Source organism: Streptomyces olivaceoviridis, from assembly GCF_014650115.1.
GTDB lineage: Bacteria > Actinomycetota > Actinomycetes > Streptomycetales > Streptomycetaceae > Streptomyces > Streptomyces olivaceoviridis.
In genome coordinates, this window is the sequence record NZ_BMUI01000006.1 from 384,756 (window position 1) to 399,889 (window position 15,134).

Sequence of the window (15,134 nt, forward strand, 5' to 3'; positions counted from 1 at the left end):
CGGGAAATTGCCTGAATTGCCGCTCTCTTGTCCAGCAGATGGACAGAACGGCTCTAGCGGGCGTCCCGCAGCCGCTTCGCGAACTCCGTCGCCGCCGCGCCCGGGTCGTCCGCCTCGGTGATGGCGCGGACCACGACCACCCGGCGGGCACCGGCGTCCAGCACCTGGTCCAGGTTGCCGAGGTCGATGCCGCCGATGGCGAACCAGGGGCGGTCGGTGCCGAGGCCCGCCGCGTAGCGGACCAGGTCCAGGCCGGGGGCGTGGCGGCCGGGCTTGGTGGGGGTGGGCCAGCAGGGGCCGGTGCAGAAGTAGTCCACGCCCTCCTGGACGGCGGCAGCGGCGGCCTCCGCCTCGGCGTGCGTGGAGCGGCCGATCAGCACCCGGTCGCCGAGGATCGCCCGGGCCGCGGGGACCGGGAGATCGCCCTGGCCGAGGTGGAGCACGTCGGCGCGGGCGGCATGGGCGACGTCGGCCCGGTCGTTGACCGCGAGCAGCTTGCCGTGCCGGGCGCACGCGTCGGCGAAGACCTCCAGGTGCTCCAGCTCCTCGGCGGCCTCCATGCCCTTGTCCCGCAGCTGCACGATGTCGACGCCGCCGGACAGGACCGCGTCCAGGAACTCGGGCAGGTCGCCCTGGCGCTCGCGGGCGTCCGTGCAGAGGTACAGGCGGGCGTCGGCGAGCGCGGCGCGGGCGGTGTCGGACATGCGTGGGTCCCCCCGTGGTCGGTGTCCCTGGCGGTGGCGTACGGGCGTCCGGCCCGCACGCCACCTGCCTGCTGCGGATCGGCTCAGACAGCGAGCGCCTGGGCGCGGCGCTTCACCTCCGTGCCGCGATTCTCGCTCAGGGCCTGCGCGGGGGTGCCGGGCAGGGTCGGGTCGGGGGTGAAGAGCCACTCGATCATCTCTTCGACCGTGAAGCCGTCGTCCCGCAGGAGCGTCAAGGTCCCGGACAGGCCCTTGACGACCTTGTCCCCGTCGATGAAGGCGGCGGGGACGTGCAGCGCCCTGTTCTCACCGCGGCGTACGGCGATGAGCTGGCCCTCCTTGACCAGCTGCCGGACACGCGTCACCTCGACACCGAGCATGTCGGCGATGTCGGGCAGGGTGAGCCAGCCGGGGACGAGAGCATCAATCTTTGCGTCAATCTCGGTCACGTTTCCTAGCCTGCCATCCCCCACTGACAGTCGGAAGTCAGGCAGGTCCAGGCGGGAGGGTGGCCTAGTCGGCCGTGGCGTTCTTCAGTGGCCGCGCCGGGTCGGTCAGTGCCTCGGGGTCCATCCGCCGGCCCGCCTCGATCAGGCGGCGGCCCTGGGCCAGGTCGCGGGGGCGGCCGACGGCCAGCAGGGCCACCAGGCGGTCTTCGCGCAGCCAGCAGACCGTCCAGGACGGGCCTGCCGGGTCGCCGCGCCAGACCAGGCGGTCGGCGTCGGCGTGGTGGCCGGCGTACTGGACGAACCGGCCGAACTGCTCGGACCAGAAGTACGGCACCGGGTCGTAGACCGCCGGGGTCTCGCCGAGGATGTTCGCGGCGACCGTGCGCGGACCTTGCAGGGCGTTGTCCCAGTGGTGGACGAGGAGCCGTTCGCCGTAGCGCGCCGACGGGAAGGAGGCGCAGTCGCCGACGGCGTACACATCGGGCACGGAGGTGCACAGGCGGTCGTCGGTGAGGACCTCGCCGTGCGCGCCCAGCTCGATGCCGGAGCCGGCCAGCCAGCCGGTGGCGGGTCGGGCGCCGATGCCGACGACGACGGCGCCCGCGGGCAGCCGGGTGCCGTCGGCGAGCACCACCTCGCCGGACTCGACGCGCTCCACGCGCGCGTGGGTGCGCAGTTCCACGCCCGCCTCGGCGTACCAGGCGGCCATGGGCGCGGCGACCTCGGCGGGCAGGGCTCCGGCGAGAGGATGGCCGGCGGCCTCCACCACGATCACCGCGCAGCCGGCCTCGCGGGCTGCGGTGGCGAACTCGGCGCCGATCCAGCCGGCGCCCACGACCACGATGTCGTGCCGGCGGGCGAGCACGGGGCGCAGCCGTTCGGCGTCGTCCAGGGTGCGCAGCAGATGCACGCCGGGCACGCCCTCGGTGCCGGGCAGCCGGACCGGTTCGGCGCCGGTGGCGAGGACCAGGACGTCGTACGGCACCGGGCCCGTCCCGGTGTCCAGCTCGTGCTCGACGGGGCGCACGCCGTACACCTCGCAGCCGAGCCGCAGCCCGACCCCGAGGGACTCGAAGTCCACCTCGAAGGCGGAGTCCTCGGCCTTGCCGAGCAGCACCGCCTTCGACAGCGGCGGCCGGTCGTACGGCTGGTGCGGCTCGGCGCCGATGATGGTCACGTCGCCCCGGAAACCCTGCTCCCGCAGGGCGACCGCGGTCTGCACCCCGGCCATGCCCGCGCCGACGACGACCACGCGCCGCGCCGCCGCCGCGCCCTCTTGCGCTGTCTGCTCGCTCACCCGATCACCATAGACAATTGACGATCCGTCAGTCAGGCGGCGGGCTCGGTGACCTGCTCCACCACGCTCGTGCCGGAGCCGGCCTGGGACTCCCACTCCCAGGTCTCGTCCAGGCGCACCCGCCCGTCCGGCAGCTCGGCGACCGTGGACACGCAGTGCCCCGAGGAGGTCGTCCCGTCGGTCTTGAGCTGCACGTACCGGAAGTCCAGCCGGTCGCCCTCGCGGGTGCCGACCAGATGGCCGCGCACGACGTCACCGCCCGCGTACTCGGCCCAGATCGCGCCGTCCTCCTCGTGGTACGCGAACCGCGTGCGGGTACCCACCTGACCTGGGGCTTGGTCCGCCACGGGGGCGAGGATCAGTCCGTCGAGCGACCGGGCCATGGAACGGGGCTCCCTTACGGGTGAGGAGGGCGGCGGGCTAGGGTTGCCACCGTACAAGCACTCGCGGGAGCCCGGACGCACCGGGCTGAGAGGGAGGCTGGCGGCCTCCGACCGTACGAACCTGATCCGGGTCATGCCGGCGAAGGGAGGGGCTGGACGCCCATGTCGTCACGTACGTCCGACGTCCTCGTCATCGGGGGCGGGATCATCGGCCTGGTCACGGCCTGGCGCGCGGCGCAGCGCGGGCTCGCCACGGCCGTCGTGGACCCCGAGCCCGGCGGCGGGGCCGCGCAGGTCGCGGCCGGGATGCTGGCCGCGGTCACCGAACTGCACTACGGCGAGGAGACCCTGCTCGCCCTGAACCTGGAATCGGCCCGCCGCTACCCCGCCTTCGCGGCCGAGCTGACCGAACTGACCGGCCATGACCTCGGCTACCGCCGCTGCGGCACCCTCGCCATCGCCCTGGACGCCGACGACCGTGCCCACCTGCGCGAACTGCACGCGCTCCAACAGCGCTCGGGCCTCGCCTCGGAGTGGCTGTCGGGGCGCGAGTGCCGGCGCCTGGAGCCGATGCTGGCACCGGGGGTGCGCGGCGGGCTGCGAGTGGACGGCGACCACCAGATCGACCCGCGCCGGCTGGCGGCGGCGCTGGTGGCCGCGTGCGAGCGGGCCGGTGTGGTGTTCCACCGGGCGTGGGCGGAGCGGCTGGACGTGGTGCGGGACCGGGCCACCGGGGTCACCACGGCGGACGGCACGGCTCTGCGCGCGGACCGGGTGGTGCTCGCGGCCGGCAGCCTCAGCGGGCGGCTCGCGGGCGTGCCGGACGAACTGCTGCCTCCGGTGCGGCCGGTGAAGGGGCAGGTGCTGCGGCTGACCGTGCCGCGCCGGTACGCGCCGTTCCTGAGCCGGACCGTACGGGCCGTGGTGCGGGGCGGCCAGGTCTATCTGGTGCCCCGGGAGAACGGCGAACTGGTCGTCGGCGCCACCAGCGAGGAGCTGGGCTGGGACACGACGGTCACCGCCGGGGGCGTGTACGAGCTGCTGCGCGACGCGCACGAGCTGGTGCCCGGCATCACCGAGCTGCCGCTGACCGAGACCCGGGCCGGGCTGCGCCCCGGCTCCCCGGACAACGCGCCGCTGCTCGGCCCGTCCGGGCTGGCCGGGCTGCTGCTGGCCACCGGGCACTACCGCAACGGCGTGCTGCTCACGCCGGTCACCGGGGACGTGCTGGCGCACGCCCTGGTCACCGGTGAGCTTCCGCAGGAGGCCCGTCCGTTCACGCCGCGGCGCTTCGGCACCGCGCGCGGGGAAGGCGCCGCGGTCAGGGAGACGACGCGAGAGCTGGAGCAGCCCGCATGAACGGCCCGGTCATGATTTCCGTCAACGGGGAGCGCCGGGAGATCGCCCCGGGCACCGCCCTCGACACCCTCGTCCGGACCCTCACCGCCGCCCCGCGCGGGGTGGCCGCCGCCGTCAACGAGACCGTCGTCCCGCGCGCGCGGTGGGCGACGACCGCCCTCGCCGACGGCGACCGGGTCGAAGTCCTCACCGCCGTGCAAGGAGGCTGAGCCATGGCCGACGATCCCCTGGTCCTGGGTGACCTGACCTTCTCCTCCCGGCTGATCATGGGCACGGGCGGGGCGCCCAGCCTGGAGGTGCTGGAGCGGGCGCTGGTCGCCTCCGGTACGGAACTGACCACGGTCGCGATGCGCCGGGTGGACCCCTCCGTGCACGGCTCGGTGCTGTCGGTGCTGGAGAAGCTCGGCATCCGGGTGCTGCCGAACACGGCCGGCTGCTTCACCGCGGGCGAGGCCGTGCTGACCGCCCGGCTGGCCCGGGAGGCGCTGGGCACGGACCTGGTGAAGCTGGAGGTCATCGCCGACGAGCGGACGCTGCTGCCGGATCCGGTGGAGCTGCTGGAGGCGGCGGAGACGCTGGTGGACGACGGGTTCACGGTGCTGCCGTACACGAACGACGATCCGGTGCTCGCCCGGAAGCTGGAGGACGTGGGGTGCGCCGCGGTCATGCCGCTGGGGTCGCCGATCGGGTCCGGGCTGGGGATCCGCAACCCCCACAACTTCCAGCTCATCGTGGAGCACGCGCGTGTGCCGGTGATCCTGGACGCGGGGGCCGGTACGGCGTCGGACGTGGCGTTGGCGATGGAGCTGGGGTGCGCCGGGGTGATGCTGGCCTCCGCGGTGACCCGGGCCCAGGAGCCGGAACTGATGGCTTGCGCCATGAAGCTCGCGGTGGAGGGGGGCCGGCTGGCCCGGCTCGCCGGACGGATTCCCCGCAGGTACCTCGCCGAGGCGTCGTCTCCTGCGGAGGGCCTGGCCGTGCTGGATCCCGAGCGGCCCGCGTTCTAGTCCCGTTCCGTCTCCGCCGCCGGCGGCCCCGGGTCCGCGCGTGTGTCGCGTCACAGGTCGGCTCCAGTGCCGGTGGGAAAGCGGTCTCGGCGCGGGAACCGTCGGCACCCCCTCGTAGACTCGCCTCTCGTGGATACGACCCTTCAGGACCCCCTCGTCGGGCAGGTGCTCGACGGCCGGTACCGCGTCGACGCGCGGATCGCGGCCGGTGGCATGGCCACGGTCTACCGGGCCCTGGACACCCGCCTGGACCGCGTGCTCGCGCTGAAGGTGATGCACCCGACGCTCGCGGCCGACGGCACGTTCGTCGAGCGGTTCATCCGGGAGGCCAAGTCGGTCGCCCGGCTCGACCACCCCAACGTGGTGCAGGTCTTCGACCAGGGGACCGACGGGTCGTACGTCTACCTGGCGATGGAGTACATCGCCGGCTGCACCCTGCGGGACGTGCTGCGCGAGCGGGGCGCGGTGCAGCCGCGGGCCGCGCTGGACGTCCTGGAGCCGGTGCTCGCCGCGCTCGGTGCCGCGCACCGGGCCGGGTTCGTGCACCGGGACATGAAGCCCGAGAACGTGCTGATAGGCGACGACGGCCGGGTCAAGGTCGCCGACTTCGGGCTGGTGCGCTCCGTGGACACGGTGACCAGCACGACGGGTGCCGTGCTCGGGACCGTCTCCTATCTCGCGCCGGAGCAGATCGAGCAGGGCACCACCGACCCGCGCGTCGACGTGTACGCGTGCGGTGTGGTGCTGTACGAGATGCTGACGGGCGCCAAGCCGCACTCCGGGGACTCCCCGGCCCAGGTGCTCTACAAGCACCTCCACGAGGACGTGCCGCCGCCCTCGGCGCTCGTGCCCGGCCTGCCGTACCAGCTGGACGAGCTGGTCGCGTCGGCCACCGCGCGCACCCCGGACATCCGGCCGCACGACGCCGTGGCCCTGCTCGCCCAGGTGCGCGAGGCCCGCCTGTCGCTGACCGGCGAGCAGCTGGACGCGCTGCCGCCGCAGGCGCTGACCGCGGCGCACGACAACGCCGAGGACCGCACGAGCGTGATCCCGCGCGCGCTGACCTCCCCCGGGCTCGGCTTCGCCCGCGCGGGGGGACCCCCGTCCCGGCCGCTGCCGGTGACCGAGGACGCGGACGCCCCTGTGGACGGCGTCGAGCGCACCGCCCGGTTCCAGAGCCCGCCCGCGCCGCCCCGCCGGCGCCCGGCGCGGCCCCCGCGCGCGGTGCTGGCGGTGATCGCGGCCGTGCTGGTGGTGTTCGGCGTGGGCGCCGGGGTCTGGTACATCAACACCGGCCAGTTCACCAAGGTGCCGCCGCTGCTGGCCAAGACGGAGGCGCAGGCCAAGGAGCGGCTGAAGACGGCCGGGCTGGACGTCGGGCAGGTCAAGCGCGCGTACAGCGACACGGTCGAGCGCGGCACGGTGATCGGCAGCGACCCGGCGCCCGGCGCGCGGATCCGGGACCACGACTCGGTGACGCTGACCGTGTCGCTGGGACCGGAGACGGTGAACGTGCCGAACGTGGCGGGCCAGTCGCTCGCGAAGGCGCGGGCGCGGCTGAAGGCGGACGACCTGGAGCCGGGCATGGTCACCCGCGCGTTCAGCGACGACGTCCCGAGGGGCTCGGTGATCGGTACGACCCCTGAGGCGGGCACCGAGCGGCACGCGGGCTCGGCGATCGCGCTGATCGTCAGCAAGGGCAGCCCGATCGACGTGCCGGACGTCACCGGCGACGACCTGGAGAGCGCGAAGCAGGAGCTCACGGACGCCGGGCTGAAGGTGAAGGTGGCCGAGAAGCGGGTCAACTCCGAGTACGACGAGGGCGAGGTCGCCGCGCAGAGCCCGGGCGACGGCCGTCAGGCGGCCGAGGGCGACACGGTGACGCTGACGCTGTCCAAGGGCCCGGAGATGATCGAGGTCCCGGACGTGGTCGGCGACAGCGTGGACGACGCCCACCAGGCCCTGGAGGACGCCGGGTTCGCGGTGAAGGAGGACCGCGGGCTGCTCGGGCTGTTCGGGGACACCGTGAAGAAGCAGTCGGTGGACGGCGGCGACGAGGCGCCCAAGGGGTCGACGATCACGATCACCATCCGGTGACCGGTCTCACGGGGAGCGCGGTCCGGGCGTGGGGGCGGACATGACACCCTGAACGGGTGAGTCCTGTTCAGTCCCCCCTCCCCCGCAACCCCGTCGGCGGCCATGTGCCCGTGGCCGGTGGCCTGCACTCCGTCGGGCTGTCGTACGCCCGTGAGCTGAAGGCCGAGACCGTGCAGGTCTTCGTCGCCAATCCGCGCGGCTGGGCCACGCCCGCCGGGAACCCGCGGCAGGACGAGGCGTTCCGCGCGGCCTGCGCCGAGGAGTCGGTCCCGGCGTACGTGCACGCGCCGTACCTGATCAACTTCGGCTCGCACACCGAGGCGACCGTGGAGCGGTCGGTGGAGTCGCTGCGGCACTCGCTGCGGCGCGGGCGGGAGATCGGCGCGCTGGGTGTCGTGGTGCACACCGGGAGCGCCACCGGCGGGCGGACGCGGGAGGTGGCGCTGAAGCAGGTGCGCGCGCGTCTGCTGCCGCTGCTGGACGAGCTGACCCACGACGACGACCCGTTCCTGCTGCTGGAGTCGACCGCCGGGCAGGGCTCCTCGCTGTGCTCGCGGACCTGGGACTTCGGGCCGTACTTCGAGGCGCTGGACGCGCATCCGAAGCTGGGCGTGTGCCTGGACACGTGCCACATCTTCGCCGCCGGGCACGACCTGGCCGGGCCGGACGGCATGCACCGGACCCTGGACCTGCTGGTGGACACCGTCGGGCCGGGGCGGCTGAAGCTGATCCACGCCAACGACTCCAAGGATGTGGTGGGCGCCCACAAGGACCGGCACGAGAACATCGGCGCCGGCCACATCGGGGAGGACCCGTTCCGGGCGCTCATGAGCCACCCCGCGACCGAGGGCGTACCGCTGGTCATCGAGACGCCCGGCGGCAAGGAGGGGCACGCGGAGGACGTGGAGCGACTGAAGAAGCTCCGCGAGGACTGACCCGTTGGGGAATACCCCCATGGGGTATATGGTTCCTGTCACGCGCAGGAGCCGTCACCTGACATGGGGGTAGTCATGCAGCACGAGGCGCACGCGGCGCACGCACACGCACACCACCACGGGCACGCCGACGCGGACCAGGGACACCACGCACCCGCCGCCACCTGGGCCATGGCCGTCCAGGCCACCCTGCACTGCCTCACCGGCTGCGCCATCGGCGAGGTGCTCGGCATGGTCGTCGGCACGGCCTTCGGCTGGGGCAACCTGCCGACCATGGTGCTGGCGATCGTCCTGGCCTTCGTCTTCGGCTACTCGCTCACCCTGCGCGGGGTCCTGCGGGCCGGCGTCGACTTCCGTACGGCCTTCCGGGTGGCGCTGGCGGCGGACACCCTGTCCATCGTCGTGATGGAGCTGATGGACAACGGGGTGATCCTGGTCTGGCCGTCGGCGATGGACGCCACGCTGGGCGACGCGCTGTTCTGGATCTCGCTCGCGGTCTCGTTCGTGATCGCCTTCATGGTGACCACCCCGGTCAACAAGTGGATGATCGGCCGGGGCAAGGGGCACGCGGTGGTGCACCGGTACCACCACTGAGCGGGCCGGGGATCAGAGCTCGGGGCCGTCCCCGGGCTCCTCCTGGTAGGAGTAGCGCTGCTCCTTCCAGGGATCGCCGATGTTGTGGTAGCCGCGCTCCTCCCAGAAGCCGCGGCGGTCGGTGGTCATGTACTCCACGCCCCGGACCCACTTGGGCCCCTTCCAGGCGTACAGATGGGGCACGATCAGCCGGACCGGGAAGCCGTGCTCGGCGGTGAGCAGCTCGCCGTCCTTGTGGGTGGCGAAGATCGCGCGGTCGGAGACGAAGTCCGTGAGGCGCAGGTTCGAGCTGAAGCCGTACTCCGCCCAGACCATCACATGGGTGACGTCCGGCGCCGGCGGGGCCAGGTCCACGATGACGCGGGCCGGGATGCCGCCCCACTCCGCGCCGACCATGCTGAACTTCGTCACGCAGTGCAGGTCGGCCACCACCGTGGCGTACGGCAGGGCCGTGAACTCCTCGTGGTCCCAGGTGCGCTTGTCGCCGTCGGCGGTGGCGCCGAAGACCCGGAACTCCCAGCGCTCGGGCCGGAACTTCGGGACCGGCCCGTAGTGCGTGACCGGCCAGCCGCGCTGGAGCCGCTGACCCGGCGGAAGCTCGGACCCTGCCGCTGCCCCAGACTCTCGCTCCACCGGATGACCCATGTATCCATCCTGACAGACCTCGGGCAGTGCCCCTGACCACCCACTCTCAAACCGGGCAAATGCCATCATCACTGGACGTACTTACTAAGTGCGTACTTACTGGACGATCCTCCTCACCGGTGCAATCATGCGGCGCTATCGGCCGGGTCCACCTGGAAGGAGTCCACAGCGATGCAAGGCGACCCCGAGGTCATCGAACTGCTCAACGAACAGCTGACCGCCGAGCTGACCGCGATCAACCAGTACTTCCTGCATGCCAAGCTCCAGGACCACAAGGGGTGGACGAAGCTCGCCCGGTACACGCGGGCGGAGTCGTTCGACGAGATGCGGCACGCCGAGGTCCTCACCGACCGCATCCTGCTCCTCGACGGCCTGCCCAACTACCAGCGGCTCTTCCATGTGCGGGTCGGGCAGACGGTGACGGAGATGTTCCAGGCCGACCGGCAGATCGAGGTCGAGGCCATCGACCGGCTGCGCCGGGGCGTCCAGGTGATGCGCGAGAAGGACGACATCACGTCGGCGAACGTCTTCGAGGCGATCCTGGCCGACGAGGAGCACCACATCGACTACCTGGACACCCAGCTGGAGCTGGTGGACAAGCTGGGCGAGGCGCTCTACCTGTCGACCGTCATCGAGCAGAGCCAGCCCGACCCCTCGGGCCCGGGCACGGGCGGCTTCTCCACCCACTGAGCCCGCGGGGGCACGGACGCTACGCGGCGTCGTCCAGCGGTACGAGGGCCGGGGCGCGCTGGTCGATCAGTTCCCGGCGGGGGCAGGCGCCACGGCCGAGCAGCGCCTGGATGCGCCGGACGCAGCCGCCGCAGTCGGTGCCCGCCTTGCAGGCGGAGGCTATCTGGCGCGGAGTGCAGGCGCCGTTCTCCGCGTGCTGCTTGACCTGGGCCTCGGTGACACCGAAGCAGCTGCACACGTACACGCGGATCCACCTCCCGACGGGGTCACTGTTCCTGCCACCCCATTTCCGGTGAGGCAAACCTAACCTAACCCATCCCCCGGCAGCCGCAAAAGGGGCAGGGGCGCGGATCGGATGTGATCCGCGCCCCAGGACTCCCCGTCACCGGACCCGGCGTCACCGGACGGTCGCTAACGGTCCCCGGTCACTGGTCCCGGTACATCTCGGCCACCAGGAACGCCAGGTCCAGCGACTGGCTGCGGTTCAGCCGCGGGTCGCAGGCCGTCTCGTAGCGCTGGTGCAGGTCGTCCACGAAGATCTCGTCGCCGCCGCCCACGCACTCGGTGACGTCGTCGCCGGTCAGCTCCACGTGGATGCCGCCCGGGTGGGTGCCGAGCGCCTTGTGGACCTCGAAGAAGCCCTTGACCTCGTCGAGCACGTCGTCGAAGCGGCGGGTCTTGTGCCCGGAGGCCGCCTCGAAGGTGTTGCCGTGCATCGGGTCGGTCACCCAGGCCACCGTCGCACCGGACGCCGTGACCTTCTCGACCAGCTCGGGGAGCTTGTCGCGGATCTGGCCGGCGCCCATGCGGACGATGAAGGTCAGCCGGCCCGGCTCCCGCTCGGGGTCGAGGCGGTCGATGTAGCGCAGCGCCTCCTCGGCCGTGGTGGTCGGGCCGAGCTTGATGCCGATCGGGTTGCGGATCTGCGAGGCGAACTCGATGTGCGCGTGGTCCAGCTGGCGGGTGCGCTCGCCGATCCACACCATGTGGCCCGAGACGTCGTACAGCTTGCCCGTGCGGGAGTCGACCCGGGTCAGGGCGGACTCGTAGTCCAGCAGCAGCGCCTCGTGCGAGGAGTAGAACTCGACGGTCTTGAACTCCTCCGGGTCGGTGCCGCAGGCCCGCATGAAGTTCAGCGCGTTGTCGATCTCGCGCGCGAGCTGCTCGTAGCGCTGGCCCGACGGCGAGGTCCGCACGAAGTCCTGGTTCCAGGCGTGCACCTGGCGCAGGTCGGCGTAACCGCCGGTGGTGAAGGCGCGCACCAGGTTCAGCGTCGAGGCCGACGCGTGGTACATGCGCTTCAGCCGCTCCGGGTCCGGGATGCGGCTGGCCTCGGTGAAGTCGAAGCCGTTGACGGAGTCGCCCCGGTACACCGGGAGCGTCACGCCGTCACGGGTCTCGGTCGGCTTGGAGCGGGGCTTGGAGTACTGGCCCGCGATCCGGCCGACCTTGACCACGGGCACGGAGGCCGCGTAGGTGAGGACGGCACCCATCTGGAGCAGCGTCTTGAGCTTGTTGCGGATGTGATCGGCGGACACCGCGTCGAATGCCTCGGCGCAGTCGCCGCCCTGGAGGAGGAACGCCTCTCCCTTGGCGACAGCCGCCATCCGGGCGCGCAGCTGATCGCACTCGCCCGCGAAGACGAGCGGCGGATACGACTCGAGGTCCGCGATCACTGCGCGCAGAGCCTCGGGGTCGGGGTACTCGGGCTGCTGCGCCGCGGGCAGGTTTCGCCAGGTGTTGCCAGCGCTCGGGCTGGTCTTAGCGTTCACGGTCACGAGCTCAACAGTACGGGGTGATGTCGAGGGGTCCTGCCGATGCTCAGCTGGTGAGACACCGCGTGCACAGTACGGACATGCGATAGGGTGCGTGGCATGTTCGCGCTTTCGACCCAGAACTGGTGGTGGACCGCTCATCCGGCGGCCCACTGACTGCGCGTACGCAAGACTTCGCGAAGGCCGCCCGAGGGGCGGCCTTCGGCGTGTCCGGGGCCGTTCCTCTCCGTCAGACGACTCAGAAGGAGCCCGACCCGTGGACCTCATGGACCTGCTGTCCGATCCCCGCCCCTTCGCCCTGCTCCGCCGCCGTACCCCGGGCCGCGACGAGCACCTGGTGGAGGTGCTGCTCGGCCCGGTGACCAGCCGGGACCGGCTCGCCGACCTGCCCGACGAGGGTCTCGCCCTGATCCCGTTCCGGCAGATCCGCGAGCGCGGCTTCGACGTCCGCGACGACGGCACCCCACTGCTGGTGCTGACCCCGCAGGAGACGCACACGCTGTCCCTGGCCGAGGCCCTCGGCCGGCTCCCCGCGCACGACGTGCGGGTCGAGGGCGGCGGCTTCGACGTGAGCGACGAGGAGTACGCGCGGACCGTCGGGCGGGTGCTGCGCGAGGAGATCGGACGGGGCGAGGGCGCGAACTTCGTGATCCGGCGCACCTACGAGGGCGAGATCCCCGGCTTCGGCCGCGCCGACGCGCTCGCGCTGTTCCGGCGGCTGCTGGAGGGCGAGCGGGGCGCGTACTGGACGTTCGTGGTGCACACCGGGGACCGGACGCTGGTGGGGGCGAGTCCGGAGGTGCACGTCCGGATGAGCGGCGGGACCGTCGTGATGAACCCGATCAGCGGGACGTACCGCTATCCCCCCGAGGGTCCGACCCCCGAGCACCTGCTCGGCTTCCTCGCCGACGGCAAGGAGATCGAGGAGCTGTCGATGGTCGTCGACGAGGAGCTCAAGATGATGTGCACCGTCGGCGACAGGGGCGGGGTCGTCGTCGGCCCGCGGCTGAAGGAGATGGCGCACCTCGCGCACACCGAGTACGAACTGCGTGGGAAGTCCTCGCTGGACGTGCGGGAGGTGCTGCGGGAGACCATGTTCGCGGCGACGGTGACCGGGTCGCCGGTGCAGAACGCGTGCCGGGTGATCGAGCGGTACGAGCCCCTCGGCCGGGACGGCGTGGGGCGCGGGTACTACGCCGGGGCGCTCGCCCTGCTCGGCCGGGACTCCGGGGGCGCGCAGACCCTCGACTCCCCCATCCTGATCCGCACCGCCGACATCTCCGCCGACGGCCGGCTGCGCGTTCCGGTGGGGGCGACGCTGGTGCGCGGCTCCGACCCGGCGGGCGAGGTCGCGGAGACCCACGCGAAGGCGGCGGGCGTGCTGGCCGCCCTCGGGGTACGGCCGTCCCGGCCGCGGGCGGAGCGGGAGCGGCCCCGGCTGGCCGACGATCCGCGGGTGCGGGCCGCGCTGGACGGGCGCCGGGCCGCGCTCGCGCCGTTCTGGCTGCGGATGCGGGACCGCGTGCCGGAGCCGGCCGGCCACGCGCTGGTGGTCGACGGCGAGGACACCTTCACGGCGATGCTGGCGCACGTGCTGCGCTCGGGCGGCCTGGAGGTGACCGTACGGCGGTACGACGAGCCGGGGCTGCGGGCGGCGGTGCTCGCGCACGAGGGGCCGGTGGTGCTGGGTCCCGGTCCGGGCGACCCGCGCGACGGGACCGACGCGAAGATGCGGTTCCTGCGGGAGCTCGCGGCCACCGTGATCCGCGAGCACCGGCACGGGGTGCTGGGCGTCTGCCTGGGGCACGAGCTGGTCGCGGCCGAACTGGGCCTGGACCTGGTCCGCAAGGAGGTGCCGTACCAGGGGGCGCAGACGGAGATCGACCTGTTCGGGCGGCGGGAGACGGTCGGCTTCTACAACAGCTTCGTCGCGCGCTGCGACGAGGAGGCGGCCCGCGAACTGGCGGCGCACGGCGTCGAGGTGAGCCGTGCGGCGAACGGCGAGGTGCACGCCCTGCGGGGCCCCGGCTTCGCGGGCGTGCAGTTCCACCCCGAGTCGGTGCTGACCCTGAACGGCGCGGCGGTCGTACGGGAGCTGATCGGTCAGCTGCGCCGCACGACCGTGTAGCGGCCGGGGCTGCCGTCAGCCGAAGAACACCCCGACCTCCCGGTACAGCGCCGGGTCCACCGTCTTCAGCCGGGCCGTCGCCTCGGCGAGGGGGACGCGGACGATGTCGGTGGCGCGCAGGGCGACCATCGTGCCGAAGTCGCCGTCGTGGACGCAGTCGATGGCGTGCAGACCGAAGCGGGTGGCGAGCCAGCGGTCGAAGGCGCTGGGGGTGCCGCCGCGCTGGACGTGCCCGAGGACCGTCGTACGGGCCTCCTTCCCGGTGCGCTTCTCGATCTCCTTGGCCAGCCACTCGCCCACCCCGGACAGCCGGACGTGCCCGAAGGAGTCCAGCGAACGGTCCTTGAGCACCATGTCGCCGTCCTTCGGCACGGCACCCTCGGCGACGACCACGATCGGCGCGTACGACGCCCGGAACCGTGAGGTCACCCAGTCGCAGACCTGCTCGATGTCGAAGCGCTGCTCGGGGATGAGGATGACGTTGGCGCCGCCGGCCAGGCCGGAGTGCAGGGCGATCCAGCCGGCGTGCCGGCCCATCACCTCCACCACGAGGACCCGCATGTGGGACTCGGCGGTGGTGTGCAGCCGGTCGATGGCCTCGGTGGCGATGTTGACGGCGGTGTCGAAGCCGAAGGTGTAGTCGGTGGCCGCCAGGTCGTTGTCTATCGTCTTCGGCACTCCGACGCAGGGCACCGCGTACTCGCCGGACAGCCGCGCGGCGACGCCCAGGGTGTCCTCGCCGCCGATCACGATGAGGGCCTGGACGTCCAGCTTGGCCAGGTTGTCCTTGATCCGGCGGATGCCGTCGCCGGCCTTGAGGGGGTTGGTCCGCGAGGAGCCGAGGATGGTGCCACCGCGGGGCAGGATGCCGCGCACCGCGGGGATGTCGAGACGGACGGTGTCGCCTTCGAGGGGACCCCGCCAGCCGTCCCGGAAGCCGACGAAGTCATAGCCGTACTCCTGCACGCCCTTGCGGACGATGCCCCGGATGACGGCGTTGAGCCCGGGGCAGTCGCCGCCCCCGGTCAGTACTCCGACCCGCATGGAAATGTCCCTTCGCAGCGGTTCCCT

17 protein-coding genes and 1 riboswitch are annotated in these 15,134 nt (G+C 72.5%); of the genes, 9 read left to right on the top strand and 8 right to left on the bottom strand.

The annotated features are described in order from the left end of the window. Nucleotides 1–53: 53 nt before the first annotated feature. The 4 genes from thiE to IE273_RS15060 all read right to left on the bottom strand — a co-directional run bounded on the left by thiE (nucleotide 54) and on the right by IE273_RS15060 (nucleotide 2,833). A complete protein-coding gene (gene thiE, locus IE273_RS15045; protein WP_189815665.1) occupies nucleotides 54–704 on the bottom strand; it encodes a thiamine phosphate synthase in 651 nt (216 codons plus the stop codon). Nucleotides 705–787: 83 nt separating this feature from the next. Beyond that, a complete protein-coding gene (locus IE273_RS15050; RefSeq protein WP_189815666.1) occupies nucleotides 788–1,153 on the bottom strand; it encodes an Rv2175c family DNA-binding protein in 366 nt (121 codons plus the stop codon). A 64-nt stretch (nucleotides 1,154–1,217) separates the two neighbouring features. Next, nucleotides 1,218–2,450 carry an NAD(P)/FAD-dependent oxidoreductase gene (locus tag IE273_RS15055; RefSeq protein ID WP_189815667.1) on the bottom strand — a complete coding sequence of 411 codons (1,233 nt, stop codon included), beginning with the start codon at nucleotides 2,448–2,450 and terminating at the stop codon, nucleotides 1,218–1,220. 32 nt (nucleotides 2,451–2,482) lie between these two features. Continuing rightward, nucleotides 2,483–2,833 (bottom strand): avidin-fold protein, encoded by a 351-nt coding sequence (locus IE273_RS15060; RefSeq protein WP_041665116.1) that lies wholly within the window; start codon nucleotides 2,831–2,833, stop codon nucleotides 2,483–2,485. A 53-nt stretch (nucleotides 2,834–2,886) separates the two neighbouring features. After that, nucleotides 2,887–2,998, top strand: a riboswitch (TPP riboswitch). Between IE273_RS15060 and thiO the strand changes: the two genes are divergently transcribed. The 6 genes from thiO (at nucleotide 2,996) to IE273_RS15090 (ending at nucleotide 8,825) form a co-directional block, all read left to right on the top strand. Then, complete coding sequence (gene thiO, locus IE273_RS15065) at nucleotides 2,996–4,192, top strand: glycine oxidase ThiO (RefSeq protein WP_189815668.1); 1,197 nt, start codon at nucleotides 2,996–2,998, stop codon at nucleotides 4,190–4,192. (Overlaps the previous riboswitch by 3 nt.) Next, nucleotides 4,189–4,401 (top strand): sulfur carrier protein ThiS, encoded by a 213-nt coding sequence (thiS, locus tag IE273_RS15070; RefSeq protein ID WP_189815669.1) that lies wholly within the window; start codon nucleotides 4,189–4,191, stop codon nucleotides 4,399–4,401. Before thiO ends, thiS begins: the two co-directional genes overlap by 4 nt. Nucleotides 4,402–4,404: 3 nt before the next feature. Beyond that, nucleotides 4,405–5,199, top strand: coding sequence for a thiazole synthase (locus tag IE273_RS15075; protein WP_189815670.1), 795 nt, complete (start codon nucleotides 4,405–4,407; stop codon nucleotides 5,197–5,199). A 129-nt stretch (nucleotides 5,200–5,328) separates the two neighbouring features. Then, complete coding sequence (gene pknB, locus IE273_RS15080) at nucleotides 5,329–7,296, top strand: Stk1 family PASTA domain-containing Ser/Thr kinase (protein WP_189815671.1); 1,968 nt, start codon at nucleotides 5,329–5,331, stop codon at nucleotides 7,294–7,296. Between the two features lie 56 nt (nucleotides 7,297–7,352). Continuing rightward, the gene (locus IE273_RS15085; protein WP_189815672.1) at nucleotides 7,353–8,231 is read left to right on the top strand and encodes a deoxyribonuclease IV; all 879 of its coding nucleotides are present in this window, start codon (nucleotides 7,353–7,355) and stop codon (nucleotides 8,229–8,231) included. A gap of 75 nt (nucleotides 8,232–8,306) precedes the next feature. Beyond that, nucleotides 8,307–8,825 carry a DUF4396 domain-containing protein gene (locus tag IE273_RS15090; protein ID WP_189815717.1) on the top strand — a complete coding sequence of 173 codons (519 nt, stop codon included), beginning with the start codon at nucleotides 8,307–8,309 and terminating at the stop codon, nucleotides 8,823–8,825. A gap of 12 nt (nucleotides 8,826–8,837) precedes the next feature. On the opposite strand, the gene IE273_RS15095 is transcribed toward IE273_RS15090, so the two are convergent. After that, the gene (locus IE273_RS15095) at nucleotides 8,838–9,470 is read right to left on the bottom strand and encodes a sulfite oxidase-like oxidoreductase (RefSeq protein WP_189815673.1); all 633 of its coding nucleotides are present in this window, start codon (nucleotides 9,468–9,470) and stop codon (nucleotides 8,838–8,840) included. A gap of 171 nt (nucleotides 9,471–9,641) precedes the next feature. On the opposite strand from IE273_RS15095, the gene bfr reads away from it, so the two are divergent. Beyond that, nucleotides 9,642–10,160, top strand: a complete 519-nt coding sequence (bfr, locus tag IE273_RS15100; RefSeq protein ID WP_189815674.1) for a bacterioferritin — start codon at nucleotides 9,642–9,644, stop codon at nucleotides 10,158–10,160. A 19-nt stretch (nucleotides 10,161–10,179) separates the two neighbouring features. Here bfr and IE273_RS15105 read toward each other — a convergent pair whose 3' ends face one another. Both IE273_RS15105 and IE273_RS15110 read right to left on the bottom strand, forming a co-directional pair. Next, nucleotides 10,180–10,404, bottom strand: a complete 225-nt coding sequence (locus IE273_RS15105) for a (2Fe-2S)-binding protein (protein ID WP_014672203.1) — start codon at nucleotides 10,402–10,404, stop codon at nucleotides 10,180–10,182. Nucleotides 10,405–10,585: 181 nt separating this feature from the next. Continuing rightward, the gene (locus IE273_RS15110) at nucleotides 10,586–11,938 is read right to left on the bottom strand and encodes a class II 3-deoxy-7-phosphoheptulonate synthase (protein WP_189815675.1); all 1,353 of its coding nucleotides are present in this window, start codon (nucleotides 11,936–11,938) and stop codon (nucleotides 10,586–10,588) included. A gap of 96 nt (nucleotides 11,939–12,034) precedes the next feature. Between IE273_RS15110 and IE273_RS45125 the strand changes: the two genes are divergently transcribed. Both IE273_RS45125 and IE273_RS15120 read left to right on the top strand, forming a co-directional pair. Further along, on the top strand, nucleotides 12,035–12,091 hold the full coding sequence (locus tag IE273_RS45125; RefSeq protein WP_078912442.1) for a trp operon leader peptide: 57 nt from the start codon (nucleotides 12,035–12,037) through the stop codon (nucleotides 12,089–12,091). Nucleotides 12,092–12,191: 100 nt separating this feature from the next. Continuing rightward, nucleotides 12,192–14,063 (top strand): anthranilate synthase family protein, encoded by a 1,872-nt coding sequence (locus IE273_RS15120; RefSeq protein WP_308437037.1) that lies wholly within the window; start codon nucleotides 12,192–12,194, stop codon nucleotides 14,061–14,063. A 15-nt stretch (nucleotides 14,064–14,078) separates the two neighbouring features. On the opposite strand, the gene IE273_RS15125 is transcribed toward IE273_RS15120, so the two are convergent. Further along, nucleotides 14,079–15,107 carry a 6-phosphofructokinase gene (locus tag IE273_RS15125; protein WP_189815676.1) on the bottom strand — a complete coding sequence of 343 codons (1,029 nt, stop codon included), beginning with the start codon at nucleotides 15,105–15,107 and terminating at the stop codon, nucleotides 14,079–14,081. Nucleotides 15,108–15,134 lie beyond the last annotated feature (27 nt).

Coding starts and splice junctions, on each gene's coding strand:
- thiS (WP_189815669.1), top strand. CDS start 4,189: ATGAACGGCCCGGTCATGATTTCCGTCAACGGGGAGCGCCGGGAGATC.
- IE273_RS15125 (WP_189815676.1), bottom strand. CDS start 15,107: ATGCGGGTCGGAGTACTGACCGGGGGCGGCGACTGCCCCGGGCTCAAC.
- IE273_RS15090 (WP_189815717.1), top strand. CDS start 8,307: ATGCAGCACGAGGCGCACGCGGCGCACGCACACGCACACCACCACGGG.
- thiE (WP_189815665.1), bottom strand. CDS start 704: ATGTCCGACACCGCCCGCGCCGCGCTCGCCGACGCCCGCCTGTACCTC.
- IE273_RS15060 (WP_041665116.1), bottom strand. CDS start 2,833: ATGGCCCGGTCGCTCGACGGACTGATCCTCGCCCCCGTGGCGGACCAA.
- IE273_RS15075 (WP_189815670.1), top strand. CDS start 4,405: ATGGCCGACGATCCCCTGGTCCTGGGTGACCTGACCTTCTCCTCCCGG.
- IE273_RS15095 (WP_189815673.1), bottom strand. CDS start 9,470: ATGGGTCATCCGGTGGAGCGAGAGTCTGGGGCAGCGGCAGGGTCCGAG.
- bfr (WP_189815674.1), top strand. CDS start 9,642: ATGCAAGGCGACCCCGAGGTCATCGAACTGCTCAACGAACAGCTGACC.
- thiO (WP_189815668.1), top strand. CDS start 2,996: ATGTCGTCACGTACGTCCGACGTCCTCGTCATCGGGGGCGGGATCATC.